The sequence below is a fragment of the Exiguobacterium sp. s183 genome (assembly GCF_018617655.1).
Classification (GTDB): Bacteria; Bacillota; Bacilli; order Exiguobacteriales; family Exiguobacteriaceae; genus Exiguobacterium; species Exiguobacterium aestuarii_A.
Genome location: NZ_JACSKN010000001.1, coordinates 924,623 through 941,828 on the forward strand (window position 1 = coordinate 924,623; position 17,206 = coordinate 941,828).

Annotated in this window: 21 protein-coding genes; all 21 read right to left on the reverse strand. The window is 48.0% G+C overall.

Annotation, left to right across the window (positions count from 1 at the left end; genetic code table 11):
* Positions 1 to 14: 14 nt before the first annotated feature.
* A complete protein-coding gene (gene fliE, locus KNP62_RS04940) occupies positions 15 to 296 on the reverse strand; it encodes a flagellar hook-basal body complex protein FliE (protein ID WP_214760359.1) in 282 nt (93 codons plus the stop codon).
* Between the two features lie 13 nt (positions 297 to 309).
* Complete coding sequence (flgC, locus tag KNP62_RS04945) at positions 310 to 738, reverse strand: flagellar basal body rod protein FlgC (RefSeq protein WP_214783779.1); 429 nt, start codon at positions 736 to 738, stop codon at positions 310 to 312.
* Between the two features lie 3 nt (positions 739 to 741).
* Entirely contained in the window at positions 742 to 1,110 is a 369-nt protein-coding gene (gene flgB, locus KNP62_RS04950; RefSeq protein WP_074035320.1) for a flagellar basal body rod protein FlgB, read from the reverse strand.
* A 273-nt stretch (positions 1,111 to 1,383) separates the two neighbouring features.
* Entirely contained in the window at positions 1,384 to 2,163 is a 780-nt protein-coding gene (gene codY, locus KNP62_RS04955; RefSeq protein WP_214691812.1) for a GTP-sensing pleiotropic transcriptional regulator CodY, read from the reverse strand.
* Between the two features lie 36 nt (positions 2,164 to 2,199).
* The gene (gene hslU, locus KNP62_RS04960; RefSeq protein ID WP_214745463.1) at positions 2,200 to 3,570 is read right to left on the reverse strand and encodes an ATP-dependent protease ATPase subunit HslU; all 1,371 of its coding nucleotides are present in this window, start codon (positions 3,568 to 3,570) and stop codon (positions 2,200 to 2,202) included.
* Positions 3,567 to 4,115 carry an ATP-dependent protease subunit HslV gene (gene hslV / locus KNP62_RS04965; protein WP_074034743.1) on the reverse strand — a complete coding sequence of 183 codons (549 nt, stop codon included), beginning with the start codon at positions 4,113 to 4,115 and terminating at the stop codon, positions 3,567 to 3,569. The genes hslU and hslV overlap by 4 nt, the downstream gene beginning before the upstream one ends.
* 11 nt (positions 4,116 to 4,126) lie before the next feature.
* Positions 4,127 to 5,008: a tyrosine-type recombinase/integrase gene (locus KNP62_RS04970; RefSeq protein ID WP_214783782.1), complete on the reverse strand. Its 882-nt coding sequence runs from the start codon at positions 5,006 to 5,008 to the stop codon at positions 4,127 to 4,129.
* A 184-nt stretch (positions 5,009 to 5,192) separates the two neighbouring features.
* Positions 5,193 to 6,503, reverse strand: a complete 1,311-nt coding sequence (trmFO, locus tag KNP62_RS04975) for an FADH(2)-oxidizing methylenetetrahydrofolate--tRNA-(uracil(54)-C(5))-methyltransferase TrmFO (protein WP_214691808.1) — start codon at positions 6,501 to 6,503, stop codon at positions 5,193 to 5,195.
* Positions 6,503 to 8,599, reverse strand: coding sequence for a type I DNA topoisomerase (topA, locus tag KNP62_RS04980; protein ID WP_214745468.1), 2,097 nt, complete (start codon positions 8,597 to 8,599; stop codon positions 6,503 to 6,505). The genes trmFO and topA overlap by 1 nt, the downstream gene beginning before the upstream one ends.
* A 65-nt stretch (positions 8,600 to 8,664) precedes the next feature.
* Entirely contained in the window at positions 8,665 to 9,459 is a 795-nt protein-coding gene (gene dprA, locus KNP62_RS04985) for a DNA-processing protein DprA (RefSeq protein ID WP_214783785.1), read from the reverse strand.
* A 50-nt stretch (positions 9,460 to 9,509) separates the two neighbouring features.
* Positions 9,510 to 10,427 (reverse strand): succinate--CoA ligase subunit alpha, encoded by a 918-nt coding sequence (gene sucD, locus KNP62_RS04990; protein ID WP_074034760.1) that lies wholly within the window; start codon positions 10,425 to 10,427, stop codon positions 9,510 to 9,512.
* Between the two features lie 12 nt (positions 10,428 to 10,439).
* Positions 10,440 to 11,600 carry an ADP-forming succinate--CoA ligase subunit beta gene (gene sucC, locus KNP62_RS04995; protein ID WP_074034761.1) on the reverse strand — a complete coding sequence of 387 codons (1,161 nt, stop codon included), beginning with the start codon at positions 11,598 to 11,600 and terminating at the stop codon, positions 10,440 to 10,442.
* 120 nt (positions 11,601 to 11,720) lie between these two features.
* Positions 11,721 to 11,981, reverse strand: coding sequence for an EscU/YscU/HrcU family type III secretion system export apparatus switch protein (locus KNP62_RS05000; RefSeq protein ID WP_214783788.1), 261 nt, complete (start codon positions 11,979 to 11,981; stop codon positions 11,721 to 11,723).
* On the reverse strand, positions 11,978 to 12,823 hold the full coding sequence (locus KNP62_RS05005; protein WP_214783791.1) for a hypothetical protein: 846 nt from the start codon (positions 12,821 to 12,823) through the stop codon (positions 11,978 to 11,980). The genes KNP62_RS05000 and KNP62_RS05005 overlap by 4 nt, the downstream gene beginning before the upstream one ends.
* 14 nt (positions 12,824 to 12,837) lie before the next feature.
* Positions 12,838 to 13,590, reverse strand: coding sequence for a ribonuclease HII (locus KNP62_RS05010; RefSeq protein ID WP_214783794.1), 753 nt, complete (start codon positions 13,588 to 13,590; stop codon positions 12,838 to 12,840).
* 41 nt (positions 13,591 to 13,631) lie between these two features.
* Entirely contained in the window at positions 13,632 to 14,492 is an 861-nt protein-coding gene (gene ylqF, locus KNP62_RS05015) for a ribosome biogenesis GTPase YlqF (RefSeq protein ID WP_214745483.1), read from the reverse strand.
* Positions 14,493 to 14,504: 12 nt separating this feature from the next.
* A complete protein-coding gene (gene lepB / locus KNP62_RS05020; protein ID WP_074034770.1) occupies positions 14,505 to 15,047 on the reverse strand; it encodes a signal peptidase I in 543 nt (180 codons plus the stop codon).
* An 82-nt stretch (positions 15,048 to 15,129) separates the two neighbouring features.
* Positions 15,130 to 15,483, reverse strand: coding sequence for a 50S ribosomal protein L19 (gene rplS, locus KNP62_RS05025; protein ID WP_015881369.1), 354 nt, complete (start codon positions 15,481 to 15,483; stop codon positions 15,130 to 15,132).
* Positions 15,484 to 15,597: 114 nt separating this feature from the next.
* Complete coding sequence (gene trmD / locus KNP62_RS05030) at positions 15,598 to 16,314, reverse strand: tRNA (guanosine(37)-N1)-methyltransferase TrmD (RefSeq protein WP_214783797.1); 717 nt, start codon at positions 16,312 to 16,314, stop codon at positions 15,598 to 15,600.
* Positions 16,304 to 16,819 carry a ribosome maturation factor RimM gene (gene rimM / locus KNP62_RS05035; protein ID WP_214783800.1) on the reverse strand — a complete coding sequence of 172 codons (516 nt, stop codon included), beginning with the start codon at positions 16,817 to 16,819 and terminating at the stop codon, positions 16,304 to 16,306. The genes trmD and rimM overlap by 11 nt, the downstream gene beginning before the upstream one ends.
* Before the next feature lie 54 nt (positions 16,820 to 16,873).
* Positions 16,874 to 17,149, reverse strand: coding sequence for a 30S ribosomal protein S16 (rpsP, locus tag KNP62_RS05040; RefSeq protein ID WP_015881366.1), 276 nt, complete (start codon positions 17,147 to 17,149; stop codon positions 16,874 to 16,876).
* Positions 17,150 to 17,206: the final 57 nt, after the last annotated feature.

Here is a 17,206-nt window from a genome sequence, read left to right on the forward strand (position 1 = left end):
GTCATCCTCTACAATTAAACTTGCATTCGCATCATTTCTTGATAGGCTTCAACAGCCTTGTTCCTCACCTCGATGGCAAGTTGCATCGCAATCGACGACTCTTCACTTTGGATCATAACTTGATGAAGGTCAGCTTTCCCGACAGCTAAATCTTGACGGGCTTGACTCGTTGCTTGTTGTGTCTCGTTCAACGCATTCATCGCTTCATTCAAATATGACCCAAATTGAGATGGGTTCGTTTTGTTCATTGATGGCGTGATCTCTGGGCTCATCAATTGAATCGGATTAATTTGCATCTTTCGTCACTCCTTATCCTTTTCCAATCTCCATCGCTTTGACGAGCATTGCTTTTGATGCGTTCATCGCGGCAATGTTTGCTTCGTAAGAGCGGGTCGCACCCATAAGGTCGACCATTTCTTTGAGTAGATCAACGTTCGGCATTTGAACATACCCCCGCTCGTCTGCATCAGGATGACTCGGATTGTAGGCAAGCTTATACGGCGCATCGTCTTCAATGATTTGAGCTACCTGGACCCCACCATTGACGGTGTTTAACTGTTTACGGAAAGGTGCTTCCTGTAACACCGTCATCTTTCTCGTATACGGTTGCCACTCCCCATCGACAAGTTTCCCTCGAGTCGTCTGGGCGTTGGCGATGTTCGCCGATACGGTATCCATTCGTAAACGTTGAGACGTTAAGGCAGTAGCTGAAATATGAAAACTATCAAACATTCCCATCGATTAGCGACCTCCTCGAATAACAGACTTCAATCCACCTAGCCTACGATTTAATTGCTCCATCATCGCCTCATACTGGAGTTGATTACGTGCCAGTTCACTCATCTCATAATCTAAGTCGACGTTGTTGCCATCACTTCGCATCGCTCCACCTGCACGATCAATGACAGTAGACTGCGTCGAATCACTCGGGCGCCCACCTTGGAGCTTCAGTCGCATTTCACTTTGGAGCGTCTGTTCAAATACGGCTTGCTTTGCTTTGAAGTTTGGCGTGTCGATATTCGAAAGATTATGACTAATCACTTTTTGATTGAGGACTGCATGATTGACGGCTTGCTTGAGTAATTGATAGTCACTACCAATCCAATTCACGGCGTTCACTCGCTTTCATATACTCATTACTGATATATACCTGATTTGGAAATTCCACTATTTCATTGAAACAAATCTGTAACAGTTCTGAAAGATATTTTTTAAAACATAGGTAAATGGCTTCGTATCTTTTTGTCGAATTAACGACAAATTCTGAAAATGATTACTTTTGCACTAAAAAAAACCGCTTCTTCAATGAAGAAAGCGGTTTTTTAGGAACAAAGTCCCTTTTTATAGTGTTTTCAATGGAAAATACACATCTAAAGTTGTGTTTCAGTTTGATTTCAGTTTTTGCAATTCAAACAAGAAGTTATCATTTAATATCTTGATATACGTTCCCTTCATTCCTAACGAACGTGATTCAATGACACCTGCACTTTCTAGTTTCCGAAGTGCGTTCACGATAACAGAACGTGTGATTCCCACACGGTCGGCAATTTTGGAAGCAACTAACAACCCTTCGTTTCCGCCGAGCTCTTCGAAAATGTGTTCAATCGCTTCAAGCTCTGAATACGACAATGAATTGATTGCCATTTGAACGACAGCTTTTTTACGGGCTGACGTTTCTGCTTCTGCCGCCTTCTCACGAAGGATCTCCATGCCAACGACCGTCGCACTATATTCTGCGAGGACGAGGTCATCTTCTGTGAACTCGTTAGCCAATCGACCTAACACGAGCGTCCCAAGACGCTCTCCACCACCGATGATTGGGACAATCGTCGTCTTTGAGTTGAGGAACAAATCGTGGTTCTCTACAGGGAACGCTGTATACTCGCTGTCAATATCGATGTTCGCTGTCGTTTCTTTCACATTGAACAAGTTTGATGCATATGGTTCTGGGAACTGTCGGTCAACGAGAAATGCCTTCATGCGGTCATTCTCAATCTGTTGTTTGATCGCAAAGCCAAGTAGGCGACCACGACGGCTCACGATAAACGTATTGGATTCAAGCACTTCACGCATTTTATCCGCCATTTCTTTAAAATCAACGTGCGCACTCGCTTCTTGTTGAAGCATCGTGTTTAATTGGCGAGTTTTGTCTAGTAAATTCATAATGTCTATTTCCTCCCTGTATGTGCATACAGAATCTTATAAAATATATTGGCTGAGGTCTCGATCATCCGCGATCGACCCAACTTTAGCTTGTACATAAGCGGGAGTGATCTCCACGCTTGTTTGCGGCATATCTGCCGCTTCAAATGAAAGATCTTCTAACACGCGCTCCATAATAGTATAAAGGCGACGCGCGCCGATGTCATCGGTCTCGCGATTGACATGTGTCGCAATTTTTGCGATTTCTTCAATCGCTTCATGCGTGAATCGGACCGTGATTTCTTCCGATTCCAATAATGCGGTATATTGTTTGATTAACGCCTGAGATGGCTCTGTCAAGATTTTGACGAAGTCCTCTTCCGTCAAGCTGTTCAATTCGACACGAATCGGGAAGCGTCCTTGCAACTCCGGAATCAAATCAGACGGTTTGGCCATATGGAACGCTCCAGCTGCGATGAAGAGAACGTGATCGGTTTTGACCGGTCCGTACTTCGTGACGACCGTTGACCCTTCGACAATCGGAAGGATATCGCGCTGCACGCCTTCACGAGAGACACCAGCATGGTCTTGCGACTTCGTTGCAATCTTATCGATTTCATCGACGAAGATGATGCCCATCTGTTCACTACGTTGCACCGCTTCATCATGTACTTCGTTCAAATCCAGAAGATTTTCAGCTTCTTCCGCTATGAGAAGCGGTCTCGCTTCACGGACGGTCAACTTCCGTTGCTTCCGTTTCTTCGGAACGATTTGTCCGAGCATATCTTGAAGGTTCGATAACCCTTCCATTCCTTGCCCTTGGAACAAATCCATCGTTTGCTTTTCTTCAAGCTCAACTTCGATGACTCGGTCTTCTAGTTCACCGAGCTCGAGAAGACGGCGAAGCTGTGCCCGATCATTCTTTGACGTATCCGTTGTGGATTCAGGCTGTTGTGTCTGCCCACCGAACAGCGCCTCGAACGGGTTTGATGCACTTGGTGTAGCTTTCGCTTTCCCTTGTAAGGCATCTAGCAATCGTTCTGTCGCTGCTCGCTCTGCCGGCTCCTTCACGTCTTCTTTCTTCTCTTCTTTCACGAGACGAACGGATGCTTCGACGAGATCTCGTACCATCGACTCGACATCACGACCGACGTAACCGACTTCCGTAAATTTCGTCGCTTCCACTTTGACGAACGGTGCCCCGACCAACTTCGCTAAACGACGTGCGATTTCGGTCTTCCCGACCCCAGTCGGTCCGATCATCAAAATGTTTTTCGGTGTGACTTCATCACGAAGGTCTGCACTTAATTTCTGACGACGATAACGATTACGCAATGCAATCGATACAGCTCGTTTGGCGTCCTTCTGACCGATTACGAACTTGTCCAGTTCCGATACGATTTGTCTTGGTGTCAACTCTCGATTCATTCAGCATCGCCTCCGATCGTTTCTACAATGACTTGATCATTCGTATACACGCAAAGCTCACCGGCAATCTCGAGAGCGGCTCGTGCGATTTCTTCCGCTGACTTCTCAGCGGAATGGCGGACGAGTGCACGCCCTGCTGCGAGTGCGTAATTACCACCCGAACCGATTGCAAGGATCCCGTCATCCGGCTCAATCACTTCTCCATTCCCAGAGACGAGCAGTAAATGGTCAGCATCCATCACAATCAAAAGCGCCTCGAGTTGCCGCAAGATTTTATCGCCGCGCCACTCTTTGGCAAGCTCGACCGCGGCACGCGGTAAGTTACCGTTATACATTTCAAGTTTCGATTCAAACTTTTCAAACAATGTGAAAGCATCGGCTACACTGCCTGCAAAACCGGCAACGACTTTCCCGCCGTATAAGCGTCTGACTTTCTTCGCTTTGTTTTTCATGATGACGGCATTCCCGAATGTGACTTGGCCATCTCCACTCATCGCGCACTGGCCATTGTGTCGAACTGCAAAAATCGTTGTTGCATGAAACATATCGTAACCTCCTACTTTCTTGGATGTGTCGCTTGATAAATCGAACGTAATCGTTCAGTCGATACGTGGGTATAGCGTCCGGTCGTCGACAAGGACTCGTGACCGAGCAACTCTTGGACAGCGCGCAAATCCGCTCCCCGCTCCAATAGGTCCGTTGCAAAGCTATGTCGCAACGAGTGCGGGGTCAACGGCTTATGTACCCCACTGTCTTTTCTCAAGCGCTTCATGACATACCGAATTTGGTCTGTTGTCATCCGATTCCCTTTTTGACTCAAAAATAATGCGCTTTCCGTCGGGAGTCCGACATCTTTCCGTATTTCTACATAGCGCTTCAATGCTTGTACGGCATATTGACCGATTGGAACGTACCGTTCTTTCTTTCCTTTCCCCATCACATGGACGAAAGATAAGACATCGTCAAAGGAAGATAGGTTCATCCCACAAAGCTCTGCGACACGGATTCCCGTTCCATACAACACCTCAATGATGGCGACGTCTCTCGCCTGTAAAAAAGGGTCGTCTTGCATGGAAGCCGCCTCTAACAACCGTTCGACTTCAGACGGTACGGCGAACGTCGGCAAGGATTGTCGCTTTTTCGGTGAAGTCAGGTCGTGGAACAAGGGCTCTCCCCCATGTTCTCTCGCCATATATTTACCGAACTGTTTAAGGCAAGATACTTTTTGGGACACTGTAGACGCGGCCAATTGCTTCTCATAAAGGACATATAAATAACGCCGCGCCGTCTGTGCATCGTAGGGATCTTGATGCGTCGATTGGCAATATGCGGCGTACTGGTCGAGCGTTTGCTCGTAGGAGCGTTTCGTATGAGGAGACAGTCGACGTTCAATTTGGCAGTAGCGTAAAAATGATTGTCGATCCTCTAAGAATCCCATTTTATCGCCTCCTCGATGACACGTAAAAACGCATGTTCTCGTCAAATCGAAATTAGCATAGCATACAGAATGTACAGTGACAATAGATAGTCGTTCAATAATCTGAAAATTTTCAAAGTATGAAACAAAATACACAATTGAAACTTTATTTCAAAACAAAAGAGCCAAAAACTGGCTCTCCTGTTCAAAGGTCCTTAAACTGTTGAATCGTTTCTAAAGCACGGTTGGCGTAACGCTCGTACCGCTCTTGTTTTTTCATTTTCTTCGGAGCGTCCTCTAAAGATGGGACCAATCCAAAGTTCGCATTCATCGGTTGGAAATGCTTCCCGTCCGCTGTCGTGATGTAGTGCGCCATCGAACCGAGCATCGTTTCACGTGGTAAAACGACGAGCTCTTCTCCTGCGATCATCTTCGCTGCATTGATTCCCGCCAACAATCCTGACGCTGCTGACTCCACATATCCTTCTACTCCCGTCATCTGACCGGCAAAGAATAATGTGTCACGCGTGCGCGCCTGATACGTCGGTTTCAACAAGCTCGGCGAATTGATGAACGTGTTGCGGTGCATGACACCGTAACGAACGATATCTGCATTTTCGAGTCCAGGGATGAGACGGATGATACGTTTCTGTTCGCCCCACTTCAAATGCGTCTGGAAGCCGACCAAGTTATAAAGCGTTCCTGCCGAGTTGTCCTGACGAAGTTGAACGACCGCATACGGACGTTTACCCGTCTTCGGATCTTCTAGACCGACCGGCTTCATCGGTCCGAAGAGAAGTGTCTTCTTCCCACGCTCAGCCATGACTTCAAACGGCATACAACCTTCGAAGTAAATCTCTTTTTCGAACTCTTTTAACGGAACGACTTCCGCCTTGATCAATTCCTCGTAAAAGACGTCAAACTCTTCTTCTGTCATCGGGCAGTTCAAGTAAGCGGCTTCACCTTTATCATAGCGCGACTTCAAGTATACTTTATCGCGATCGATCGTATCGCCATCTAGAATCGGAGCGGCCGCATCGTAGAAGTAAAGATAATCTTCCCCTGTGAACGCTTTGAGCGATGCCGATAAATCCGGAGACGTCAATGGCCCTGTCGCGACGATGACAATCCCTTCAGGAATTTCTTTTAATTCCTCGGTATGCACCGTGACGTTTTCATGGTTCTTCAACTTCTCAGTGATGAACCCAGCAAACTCATGTCGGTCGACAGCAAGGGCGCCGCCAGCTGGGACGCTTGCCGTATCTGCCGCTTTCAAGATGAGTGAGTCAAGTGTACGCATCTCTTCTTTCAAGACACCGACCGCGTTTTGAAGCCCGTTCGCCCGAAGCGAGTTCGAACAAACGAGTTCTGCGAATTGATCCGTGTGGTGCGCCGGTGTTTGACGGACCGGTCTCATTTCATACAAATCTACTTGAATGCCACGCTTGGCGAGTTGCCAAGCTGCTTCGGAACCGGCCAAGCCGGCTCCGATTACAGTTACACGTTGTTGCAACATTAATCCTCCTCTTGCTGATGTACCTCGGTATGGGTACATTTCGTACATTGATATTTCACGCCGTCTTTAATTTTCTTCTCGACCATCAAACTGTCGCATACTGGGCACGGTTTCGCAACCGGTTTATCCCATGAGACGAACTCACATTCTGGATAGTTCGAGCAGCCATAGAAGAGGCGACCTTTTTTACTACGACGTTCCACGATTTGTCCGTCCTTACAGTCTGGGCAAGGGACACCAATCTCAACTTGAACTGGTTTCGTGTTCGTACAGTTTGGGAAGTTCGAGCAAGCCATAAACTTACCGTATCGACCCATCTTGATGACCATCGGTGAACCACAAACTTCACAATCGATTCCCGCAGGCTCATCTTTCACTTCAATCTTTTCGATTTCTTCTTCGGCACGCTTCAAGCGTTTCTCGAACGAACGATAGATCGGGGCGACGACTTCCGTCCACTCCACTTCTTTATGCTCAATCGAGTCAAGGAGCGTTTCCATGTCGGCCGTGAACTGGACGGTGATGAAGTCATTGAAATATTCATCAATCATTTCAATGACGAGTTCACCCAGCTCAGTCGGAAGGAACTTCTTCTCTTCTAAGACGACATAGCCACGACGTTGAATCGTGTCAAGTGTAGGGGCATATGTCGACGGGCGACCGATACCGAGCTCTTCCATCGCACGGACGAGTCGTGCTTCCGTGTAACGCGGCGGTGGTTGCGTGAAGTGTTGCTTCGGCTCAATCGCTTCAAAGCTGACCGTATCCTCGACTTCAAGAGGTGGTAACAAGCCCTCTTTCTCTTGGTTCGTATCCTCGATATCATCATCTTTCGATTCGATATATACTTTCATGAAACCTGGGAATTTGACGGTCGAGCCATTCGCACGGAAGATCATTCCGTTCGATTCTACATCGATCTTGACGGTATCGAGTACGGCAGGTGCCATTTGACTCGCAATCAAACGTTCCCAAATCAATTTATAAAGGCGCAACTGGTCACGAGACAAATAAGGTTTTAAAGAAGCAGGGTCGCGGAGTGCCGATGTCGGACGAATCGCTTCGTGCGCATCTTGCGCGTTTGCCGCTTTCTTTTCCTTTTGCTTCTGTGAGGCGACGTATTCTTCACCGAATGTCGATTCGATGTATTCTTTCGCCTCTCCCTTCGCCAAGTCCGAGATTCGTGTCGAGTCTGTACGCATATACGTAATCAAACCGACCGTCCCCTCTTTCTTACCGAGGTCGATTCCTTCATATAATTGTTGGGCGAGCATCATCGTCTTCTTCGCACGGAAATTCAATTTACGTGCCGCATCTTGTTGCAACGAACTTGTCGTGAACGGCAACGAAGCGTTGCGTTTACGTTCTTTCTTCGTCACGTCGATGACTTTGAATTCGTCGTTGATGGCATCAAGGACAGCTTGAGCGTCTTCTTCCGACTTCAATTCCATCTTTTTCCCATCTTTTCCGTAAAATGAAGTCTCGAACGTTTCCCCATCATGATTCAAGTCGAGCTTGATCGTCCAATATTCTTCTGGGTCGAACGCATTGATTTCGCGTTCACGGTCGATGATCATCTTCACGGCAACCGACTGAACTCGTCCAGCAGATAGTCCTTTTTTGACTTTCTTCCATAATAACGGACTCATCCCGTATCCGACGAGACGATCTAAAATCCGTCGTGCTTGTTGCGCATCGACGAGGTCATGATTGATTTTACGTGGATGTTTAAATGATTCTTTAATTGCATCTTTTGTGATCTCGTTAAAAACGACACGACATTCAGTCGTTTCATCTACGCCGAGAGCGCGAGCCAAATGCCAGGCAATCGCTTCCCCTTCTCTATCGGGGTCGGCTGCGAGAAAGATTTTTGTGGCTTTTTTCGCCGCTGTCTTCAATTCTTTCAATACGGGTCCTTTACCACGGATGGTAATATACTTCGGTTCAAAGTCGTGTTCGACGTCTACACCGAGTTGACTCTTCGGTAAATCGATGACGTGTCCCATCGAAGCTTTGACCATATAATTCGGACCTAAATAACGTTTAATTGTTTTTGCTTTCGCAGGTGACTCAACGATCACCAAATATTTTGCCATACATCTGCTCCCCTTTTAGAGGTCATTTAAATCCCTACCATAATATTCATGTTCTCACCGGTTTGTCAACGTACAATCCTGAGATCTCGAATAATTTGATCGGAATTCGTCAATGGAATCGCGCCTTCTTCAATCAATCGATTCGGTCCTTCCGCCAATGGATCAAGCGGTGAACCGGGTACGGCGAACACCGTCTTTCCCTGCTCTAGCGCGTGTCCGACCGTATTCATCGTTCCGCTCTTTCGTCTCGCCTGTAAGACAACGAGCGTGTCACCGAGACCGCTCACCAATCGATTTCTTTCCAAAAATTGAAATTTTTGAACAGGTGTGTTTGGGGCATACTCACTCAAGAGAATCCCTTGCTTTGGAATCCGTAAGAGCAACTGTCGATTCGCTGCTGGATAGAGGTTGTTCAGTCCAGCTCCGAGCACCGCCACGGTCGGACGATTCTCATTTACTGCATGATGGTGGACGAGACCATCAATGCCAAGCGCTCCACCCGAAACGGAAACAGTTTCTTCTATTAAAGAGTGATAGTGTTGCACTAACGATTGACTAATTCGATTCAACTCACGACTTCCGACCATCGCGGTCGTTCTTTCTTGTAGTACCTCTAAATCTCCATCGTAAAACAAACAGTACGGCGGGTTGGGAATCTCGAGCAAGCGTTTCGGGAACGTTTCATCTTCCCAAGTGACAAATCGAGTAAACGATTCGGACGATCGGAGCGCAGCACTAGCTCGCTTCCAGACATGTGAAGAAAAATGAGTGCGATGTGCTTCTAGCGTTCCGTTCAAATAATGATGCACAAACTCAACCGGAATTCGTGCAGCGGCAAACCGAGCTATTGTTTGATTCATCACAATCTCTCCTTTAAAAAAATGAGGGATGCAAGCATCCCTCATGATTCTTATGTCGTCGGTTGACCCGTGACACACGCTTCGTATAGACCTTCATTTTTCAAGACACGAATCAACGTTTCACCGATGACAGCTGGTGTTTCAGCTACTTCAATTCCATTCGCGTTCAACGTCTTAATCTTTTCAGCAGCCGTCCCTTTACCACCTGAGATGATTGCGCCGGCATGTCCCATACGTTTGCCTTCAGGAGCCGTCTGTCCGCCGATGAAGCCGATGACTGGTTTCGTCATGTTCGCTTTCACCCATTCAGCCGCCTCTTCTTCAGCTGTTCCACCGATTTCCCCGATCATGATGACAGCTTTCGTGTCCTCATCTTCGTTGAACGCCTTGAGCGTATCGATGAAGTTTGTTCCGTTGACTGGGTCTCCCCCGATTCCGACAGCTGTCGATTGACCGATTCCTGCCGTCGTCAACTGATGAACCGCCTCATACGTGAGCGTTCCAGAACGTGACACGATTCCGACATGCCCTTTCGTATGAATATAGCCAGGCATGATTCCAAGTTTTGCTTCTCCTGGAGTGATGATTCCAGGACAGTTCGGTCCGATCAAACGAGCCGGCTTGTCTTCGAGATAGCGTTTCACTTGGATCATGTCCACTACAGGAATGCCTTCAGTGATACAGATGATGAGTTCGATGCCACTGTCCGCTGCTTCCATGATTGAGTCAGCTGCGAAAGCTGGTGGTACGTAGATGATCGATGCGTTTGCACCAGTCGTCTCGACCGCCTCAGAGACAGTGTTGAAGACTGGAACGTTGTCGAGAACGGTCGTACCACCTTTACCTGGTGTTACCCCGCCGACTAATTTCGTGTTATAAGCAAGCATCTGTTCACCATGGAACAAACCTTGCTTCCCTGTAATCCCTTGAATGATGACTTTCGTATCTTTATTCGCCCAAATACTCATGTCGTTTCCCCCTTATCGAACAAGTGCTGCGATTTTTTCCGCACCGTCAGCCATCGAGCTAGCTGTCGTGATCGCAAGTCCAGATTCATCGAGAATGCGCTTCCCGGCATCAACGTTCGTTCCCTCTAAGCGAACAACGAGTGGCAAGTCGAGTCCGATTTCTTTCGTAGCTGCGACAATCCCCTCTGCGATGATGTCACACTTCATGATTCCACCAAAAATGTTAACGAAGATTCCTTTGACTTGGTCATCAGACAGAATCAATTTGAACGCTTCTGTAACTTTTTCTTTTGTCGCACCGCCACCTACATCGAGGAAGTTAGCGGGTTCAGCGCCGTAATGTTTGATGATATCCATCGTTGCCATCGCAAGGCCTGCACCGTTGACAAGGCAACCGATGTTTCCATCAAGTGCGATATAGCTGAGGTCATGTTTTGATGCCTCGACTTCACGTGGATCTTCTTCCGTCGTATCACGAAGCGAAAGGATATCTGAGTGACGATAAAGTGCGTTGCTATCGAAGTTCAACTTCGCATCGAGCGCGATGACGTTTCCGTCTTTCGTCGTGACGAGCGGGTTGATTTCCGCGATTGTGCAATCTGTCTCGACATATACTTTGTACAACTTCATGACCATGTCACTGAACTTGTTCACAAGTTTCGTCGGGACTTCCATTTTGAATGCGAGACGACGTGCTTGGAATGGACGCAAGCCCACAACCGGATCGACGATCTCTTTATGAATCTTCTCAGGTGTATGTTCAGCGACTTCCTCGATGTCCATACCACCTTCTGATGAACCCATGATGACAATTCGGCCGATCGAACGGTCAAGCACGAGTCCTAAGTAAAATTCTTGGTCAATCGCAGAACCTTCTTCGATATAGAGACGCTGGACAACTTTTCCTTCCGGACCTGTTTGGTGTGTCACGAGCGTTTTTCCGAGAATCTCTGTCGCGTATTGCTTCACTTCTTCATCTGTCTTCGCAAGTTTGACGCCACCTGCTTTACCGCGGCCACCTGCGTGGATTTGAGCTTTTACAACTTTCAACTCACCGTCAAGCTTAGCAGCTGCTGCTACAGCTTCTTCAACAGTAAAGGCTGGATAACCCGTCGGAACGGCTACCCCAAACTCTCTTAGCAATTCTTTCGCCTGATACTCATGGATATTCATATGTTTTCCCCCTTAGTCCCCTTTAATATCGGCACGTCTATTGTAACGAAAAACTGAAAGCGCTGTCTATCGTTCTTGCTTTAAGTTTTCATCTTTTTTTCACATATAACCCTAGACAAATCAAATTTTATCTTGTTCCATCTGATAAAGAAAGACAAAAAGTTCGGCAATGACTTGATAAACGTCCTCCGGAATCTGCTCTTCGATGTTCAATGCTGAGAGTAAGGATAGGAGTGCCGGGTCCTCATGAACAGGAATTCCGTTCGCTTGAGCAATCTCAAGCATCCGCTCAGCGACAATCCCCGTCCCTTTCGCCACGACGTGCGGGGCATCCATTGATTGCTCATATGACAGAGCAATTGCTTTCTTTGAATCGTTCATATTTGGAGATCCACCTTTCCGAGAGGCGCAAATGTTTCTGGCACACGCTCACGCTTTGCTTCGTATGAAAAAGAAGACAAATCGAAATCGACGCGTTTCAACCCTTCTTTTAGAAGCGGTTCGTATGTACGGACGTATGGACTCAAATCATGTTGCTCATTAAATACCCGAACGGATACATACCTTTTTTGAATCAACACATCGATTCCCGTTTCGCCGAATCGTGGCGTTTCAAGAAACAAGACGATTCGGGCATGATCAGAATCAATCGCCTCTCGTTTTGGTGCTTCTAAACGAAGTTGAACGTGTTCAAACGGACCTAATTGCGGTATGTGAAATGCTTGAGCGACGAACGGGGGGCTTTGGGTCGCATTGAACGCTTCCTGTGCTCGCACGAACTGCTCGAACTTCGGCTCGCCTTTCGCTTTGAACAACTCGCCGACGAGCGCCTTTACATCAGACCCCGCTCCGCTCTCTAGCATCGTTTTCCCGGCTGTCTTGACCGATTCTGGTGTCGGAATCGGTTCGCGAATGAAACGGGCAAGTTGTTCCCCTAACGTTTGAAGAGGTGATTTGGAAGCCATGAGCGCTTCTGTCGCTTGTGGGACGACTTTCAAAACGAGCTTCGGCTCGACGTCCGTGACGACCATCTTATACGTCACGTTCTCTTTCACGTTCGCATTGACACCGACCCGAAAGATTCCTTGCGGCAACTGCATGACTGCCTCATTGCCGGGCAGAAGTTGTAGCACCTTCCCGACAATTGTATTTCCGAGCAAAAGCGGTCGCGACGTCTGTTCGGTCACTTTGAATGGTAAAACCCCTTGATGATCGATGCGCAACGCCATCACTCCTTTCACATATGCTTGATCGGGGCGAATGTACGACGATGGATCGGTGTCACCCCGTAACGTCTCAATCCTTCTAAATGAGCCTCTGTCCCATACCCGGCATTATTCGCAAACCCGTAACCGGGATACGTCCGGTCGTATTCTTCCATCATCCGGTCTCGGACGACCTTAGCGACGACACTCGCCGCAGCGATTGACACGCTGAGCGTGTCCCCTTTAATCAAGGACTGCTGAGGAATGTCGAGGTCCAGTTTCATGGCGTCAATCAATAAAGCATCGACCTCCCCGACTTGACGAATCGCCTCCATCATCGCAAGTTTCGTCGCCTCATAGATGTTGACCTCATCGATTACCGCAGGATCGACGATTCCGACACCGACTTCCGCGACTTCCATGATGTGTTCGTATGCCGTGTCTCTCGCCGTTTTCGACATTTTCTTCGAATCGTCCAACCCTGCCATATAAAACCCTTCCGGTAGTAAGACGGCAGCCGCCACGACCGGTCCTGCAAGCGGTCCACGCCCGACCTCATCGACTCCGACAATTCGAGTGAACCCTTGCGTCTTCCATTCACGTTCATACGACATTCGACGCTCAAAATCGTCCTGTAATGCTTGTTCTCGCTCAAATTGGCGCTCTTTTTGCCGAAGCAACGTTTGCACGCCTGCTCGGGGGTCTTGTGACAAGGTTGGGAAGATTTGTACCCATTCTTCATATCGGATGTCCGCTAGTTGTTGTTTAATCTGTTGAATCGTCACGTTCTTCCTCCTATTCAAAAAAGCCCTGTTTACACAGGACTTTACGCCATTTCATGGTCAGCCGGTGTCTCAAGCGAGATCCGTCCGATTTTTTCATGCCGTAGTTCATTCAAAAGTAGTTCGCTCGCCTTCTCAAAATCGACGTAACCGCCACTGATGAGACCACGCTTTTTCCCGATCATCTCAAGGAGTTCCACGCCGTCCTCCGGTAACGTTTCGAGTTTGAAGCGTTCCTTTAATTGTTCAGGATAACGAGCATGCAACTCACGAACCGTATACAAGGCGATATCATCCAAATTGAGAATCTCGTCTTTGATGGCGCCGGTCGCGGCGAGACGATATCCGACGAGTTGGTCCTCAAACTTCGGCCAGAGAATACCTGGCGTATCTAAGAGCTCCATCTCGCCACCCTTCATCTTGATCCACTGTTGACGCTTCGTCACACCCGGTCGATCGCCTGTGATGGCAATGTTACGACCTGCGAGACGGTTGATGAGCGTCGACTTCCCGACGTTCGGGATCCCGATGATGAGCGCACGAATCGGGCCAGGGTTACGTCCCTTTTCACGCATGCGATCATGTTTTTCTTGCATCAACTTTTGCGCGCCTGTGATGAGCTGTTTCAAGCCTTTGCTATGCTTCGCATCAACCGCGACGACTTCGACCTCTTCTCGCTTCAGAGCACGTAACCACGCGTCCGTCACGACAGGGTCGGCCATGTCCGCCTTGTTGAGGACGATGAGTCTTGGCTTACCAGCCGTAATCTCGTCGACCATCGGGTTACGACTCGATTGTGGCACACGTGCATCCACGAGCTCGATGACGACATCGATCAATTTTAATTTTTCAGTTACTTGTCTTCTTGCTTTGGCCATGTGGCCAGGAAACCATTGAATTGCCAAAAAAGCACCACCTTAATCTTCTACCGTGCCAACATCGTCGAGCGGCCAGAAGATGAAGTTCGTCTTACCGACAATCTCCTCTTTCGACACAAATCCGATTTCACGACTGTCCTTCGAGTTTTGACGGTTGTCTCCCATGACGAAGTATGAGTCTTCAGGGACGACTGACTCGCCTGTCACTTGTTCAAGCGTGAAGTTCTCCGTCAGCGGGAACCCGTTCATCTGTGCGCGGAACTCGTCTAAATACGGTTCTTCTACCGCTTCACCGTTAATATAGAGCACGTCATCTCGATATTCGAGCGTGTCGCCTGGAATGGCGATGACACGTTTAATATAATCTTTTGATTCTGTCGCATGGAATACGACGATATCACCTCGGTCTAGCTCACCAACATAGTTCGAAATTTTACTGACGATCATTCGATCCGCATTGTGGAGTGTCGGCATCATCGACTCCCCTTCAACGATGACAGGAACGAAGATGAACGTCCGGATGACGAACGCGATGACAAGAGCGACAACGATGGCCTTGAGCCAACTAAACACTTCTTTCAACTTCACTCACTCCTCTATCCATTTGAACTTATTGTACTAGAAAAAAAGAAGCTTGTCGCAAGCGACAAGCTTAATTCCCATCTTAACGACGGATTTCTTTAATACGTGCTGCTTTACCGCGAAGGTTACGGAGGTAGTAAAGTTTCGCACGGCGAACTTTACCGTAGCGTACGACTTCGATTTGTGCAACGCGTGGTGAGTGAAGCGGGAATGCACGCTCAACACCTACGCCGTAAGAAATCTTACGGACTGTGAATGTTTCGCTGATGCCGCCACCTTTACGCTTGATTACAACACCTTCGAAGATCTGGATACGCTCACGCGTTCCCTCTACAACTTTAACGTGGACACGTACTGTGTCACCAGGACGGAAAGCAGGTACGTCCGATTTGAATTGTTCTTCTGTGATTTCACGGAACAGTTTTTGTGTGTTCATGAATCATATCTCCTTTTTCTTCAATGTTCATATCTTCATATGCCCAAGCATCCAATAGCGGAACATCGGTAATCGATGGGTTTAACCCACATGCTCAAACATAGCATATATTTCTCAATCGCGCAACGATTGGAGAAACTTTTTATCGTCTTCTGTCAGCTCGAGTTGCTCGAGTAGATCCGGTCGACGTCTGTACGTTCGCTCGAGTGATTGTTCGCGTCGCCACGTCTCGATGCGGGCATGATTGCCAGAGAGGAGGACGTCCGGTACCTTCAACCCACGAAAATCGGCAGGTCGTGTATAGTGCGGATATTCCAGTAGACCGGTTGAGAACGAATCATCCTCGTGGCTCGCCTGATCGCCGAGGACGTCCGGGAGCAGTCTCACCGTCGCATCGATCATCACCATCGTCGCAAGCTCGCCACCCGTCAAGACAAAGTCGCCAATTGACACTTCGTCTGTCGCCAGTTCATCGTGGATGCGTTGGTCGAATCCTTCATAATGCCCACACAAAAAGATCAGGTGTTCTTCCCGCGCCCATTCTTCCGCCATCTGCTGATTGAACGGCTTTCCGGTCGGTGTCGTAAGGATGACACGTGGTGACTTCGCCTCGATCGAGTCAAACGCATCAAAGATCGGTTGTGGGGTAAGCAACATGCCCGCCCCTCCCCCGTACGGATAATCGTCAACCTTATGATGCTTGTTCGTTGAAAAATCCCGGAAATTGATGAACGACATCTCCACTTGTCTGAGCGCTTTCGCGCGGCCGACGATGGAATGGTCGAGCGTCTTGAACATGTCCGGGAATAACGTCAACACATCAATCTTCATCGTCAATCATTCCAGGAATCGGTGTGATGACGACACGTTTCTCTTCGACGTCGATCTCTTTGACGACCGATTCGATATAAGGGATGAGGGCATCCGATTTACCTGGACGTTTGATGACCCATACGTCGTTCGCACCCGTCTCAAAGATATCATCGATCACACCGATCGACTCACCATCGACGATTGCCTCACAACCGATAATCTCATGATAGTAATATTCGTTCTCCGAGAGATTATGCACGTGTTCGGCATGAACATATAACTTCAAGCCTTTATATTTCTCAATGAGGTTGATATTCTCAAACCCTTTGAACGTGACGAGATGGAACTGCTTATGCGGACGATACGTCGTGATCGTCATCTCTTGTTTCCTTCCGTCCACGTCAAGGAACAACGTGTTCCCTTTTTTAAAGCGTTCTTCCGGAAAATCTGTCGCCGCCAAAATCTTTACTTCCCCTTTAAGGCCGTGCGTATTGGCGATTTTCCCAACGTATAACCAATCCATTCGCGTTCCCTCCTCAACAAAATAGGCCGACCTCAGAAAAGGTCGGCCACATCATTACTTCGCGTTTTTCGCGTTGTGGAATTTCTCCATGATCCCTGCTTTAGAGAACAAGTTACGTACTGTGTCAGATGGCTTCGCGCCGTCTGCCAACCATTTGAGAGCGAGTTCTTCGTTGATGCGAACTTCAGCTTCTGGTTTTGCAACCGGGTTGTAGTGACCAACTTGCTCGATGAAGCGACCGTCACGTGGTGAACGTGAGTCTGCTACAACGATACGGTAGAAAGGTGATTTTTTTGCGCCCATGCGCTTAAGACGAATTTTAACTGCCATGGTAATATACCTCCATCATGTGTTTAAGAATTGACAACTTTTATAGTATACAGCTTT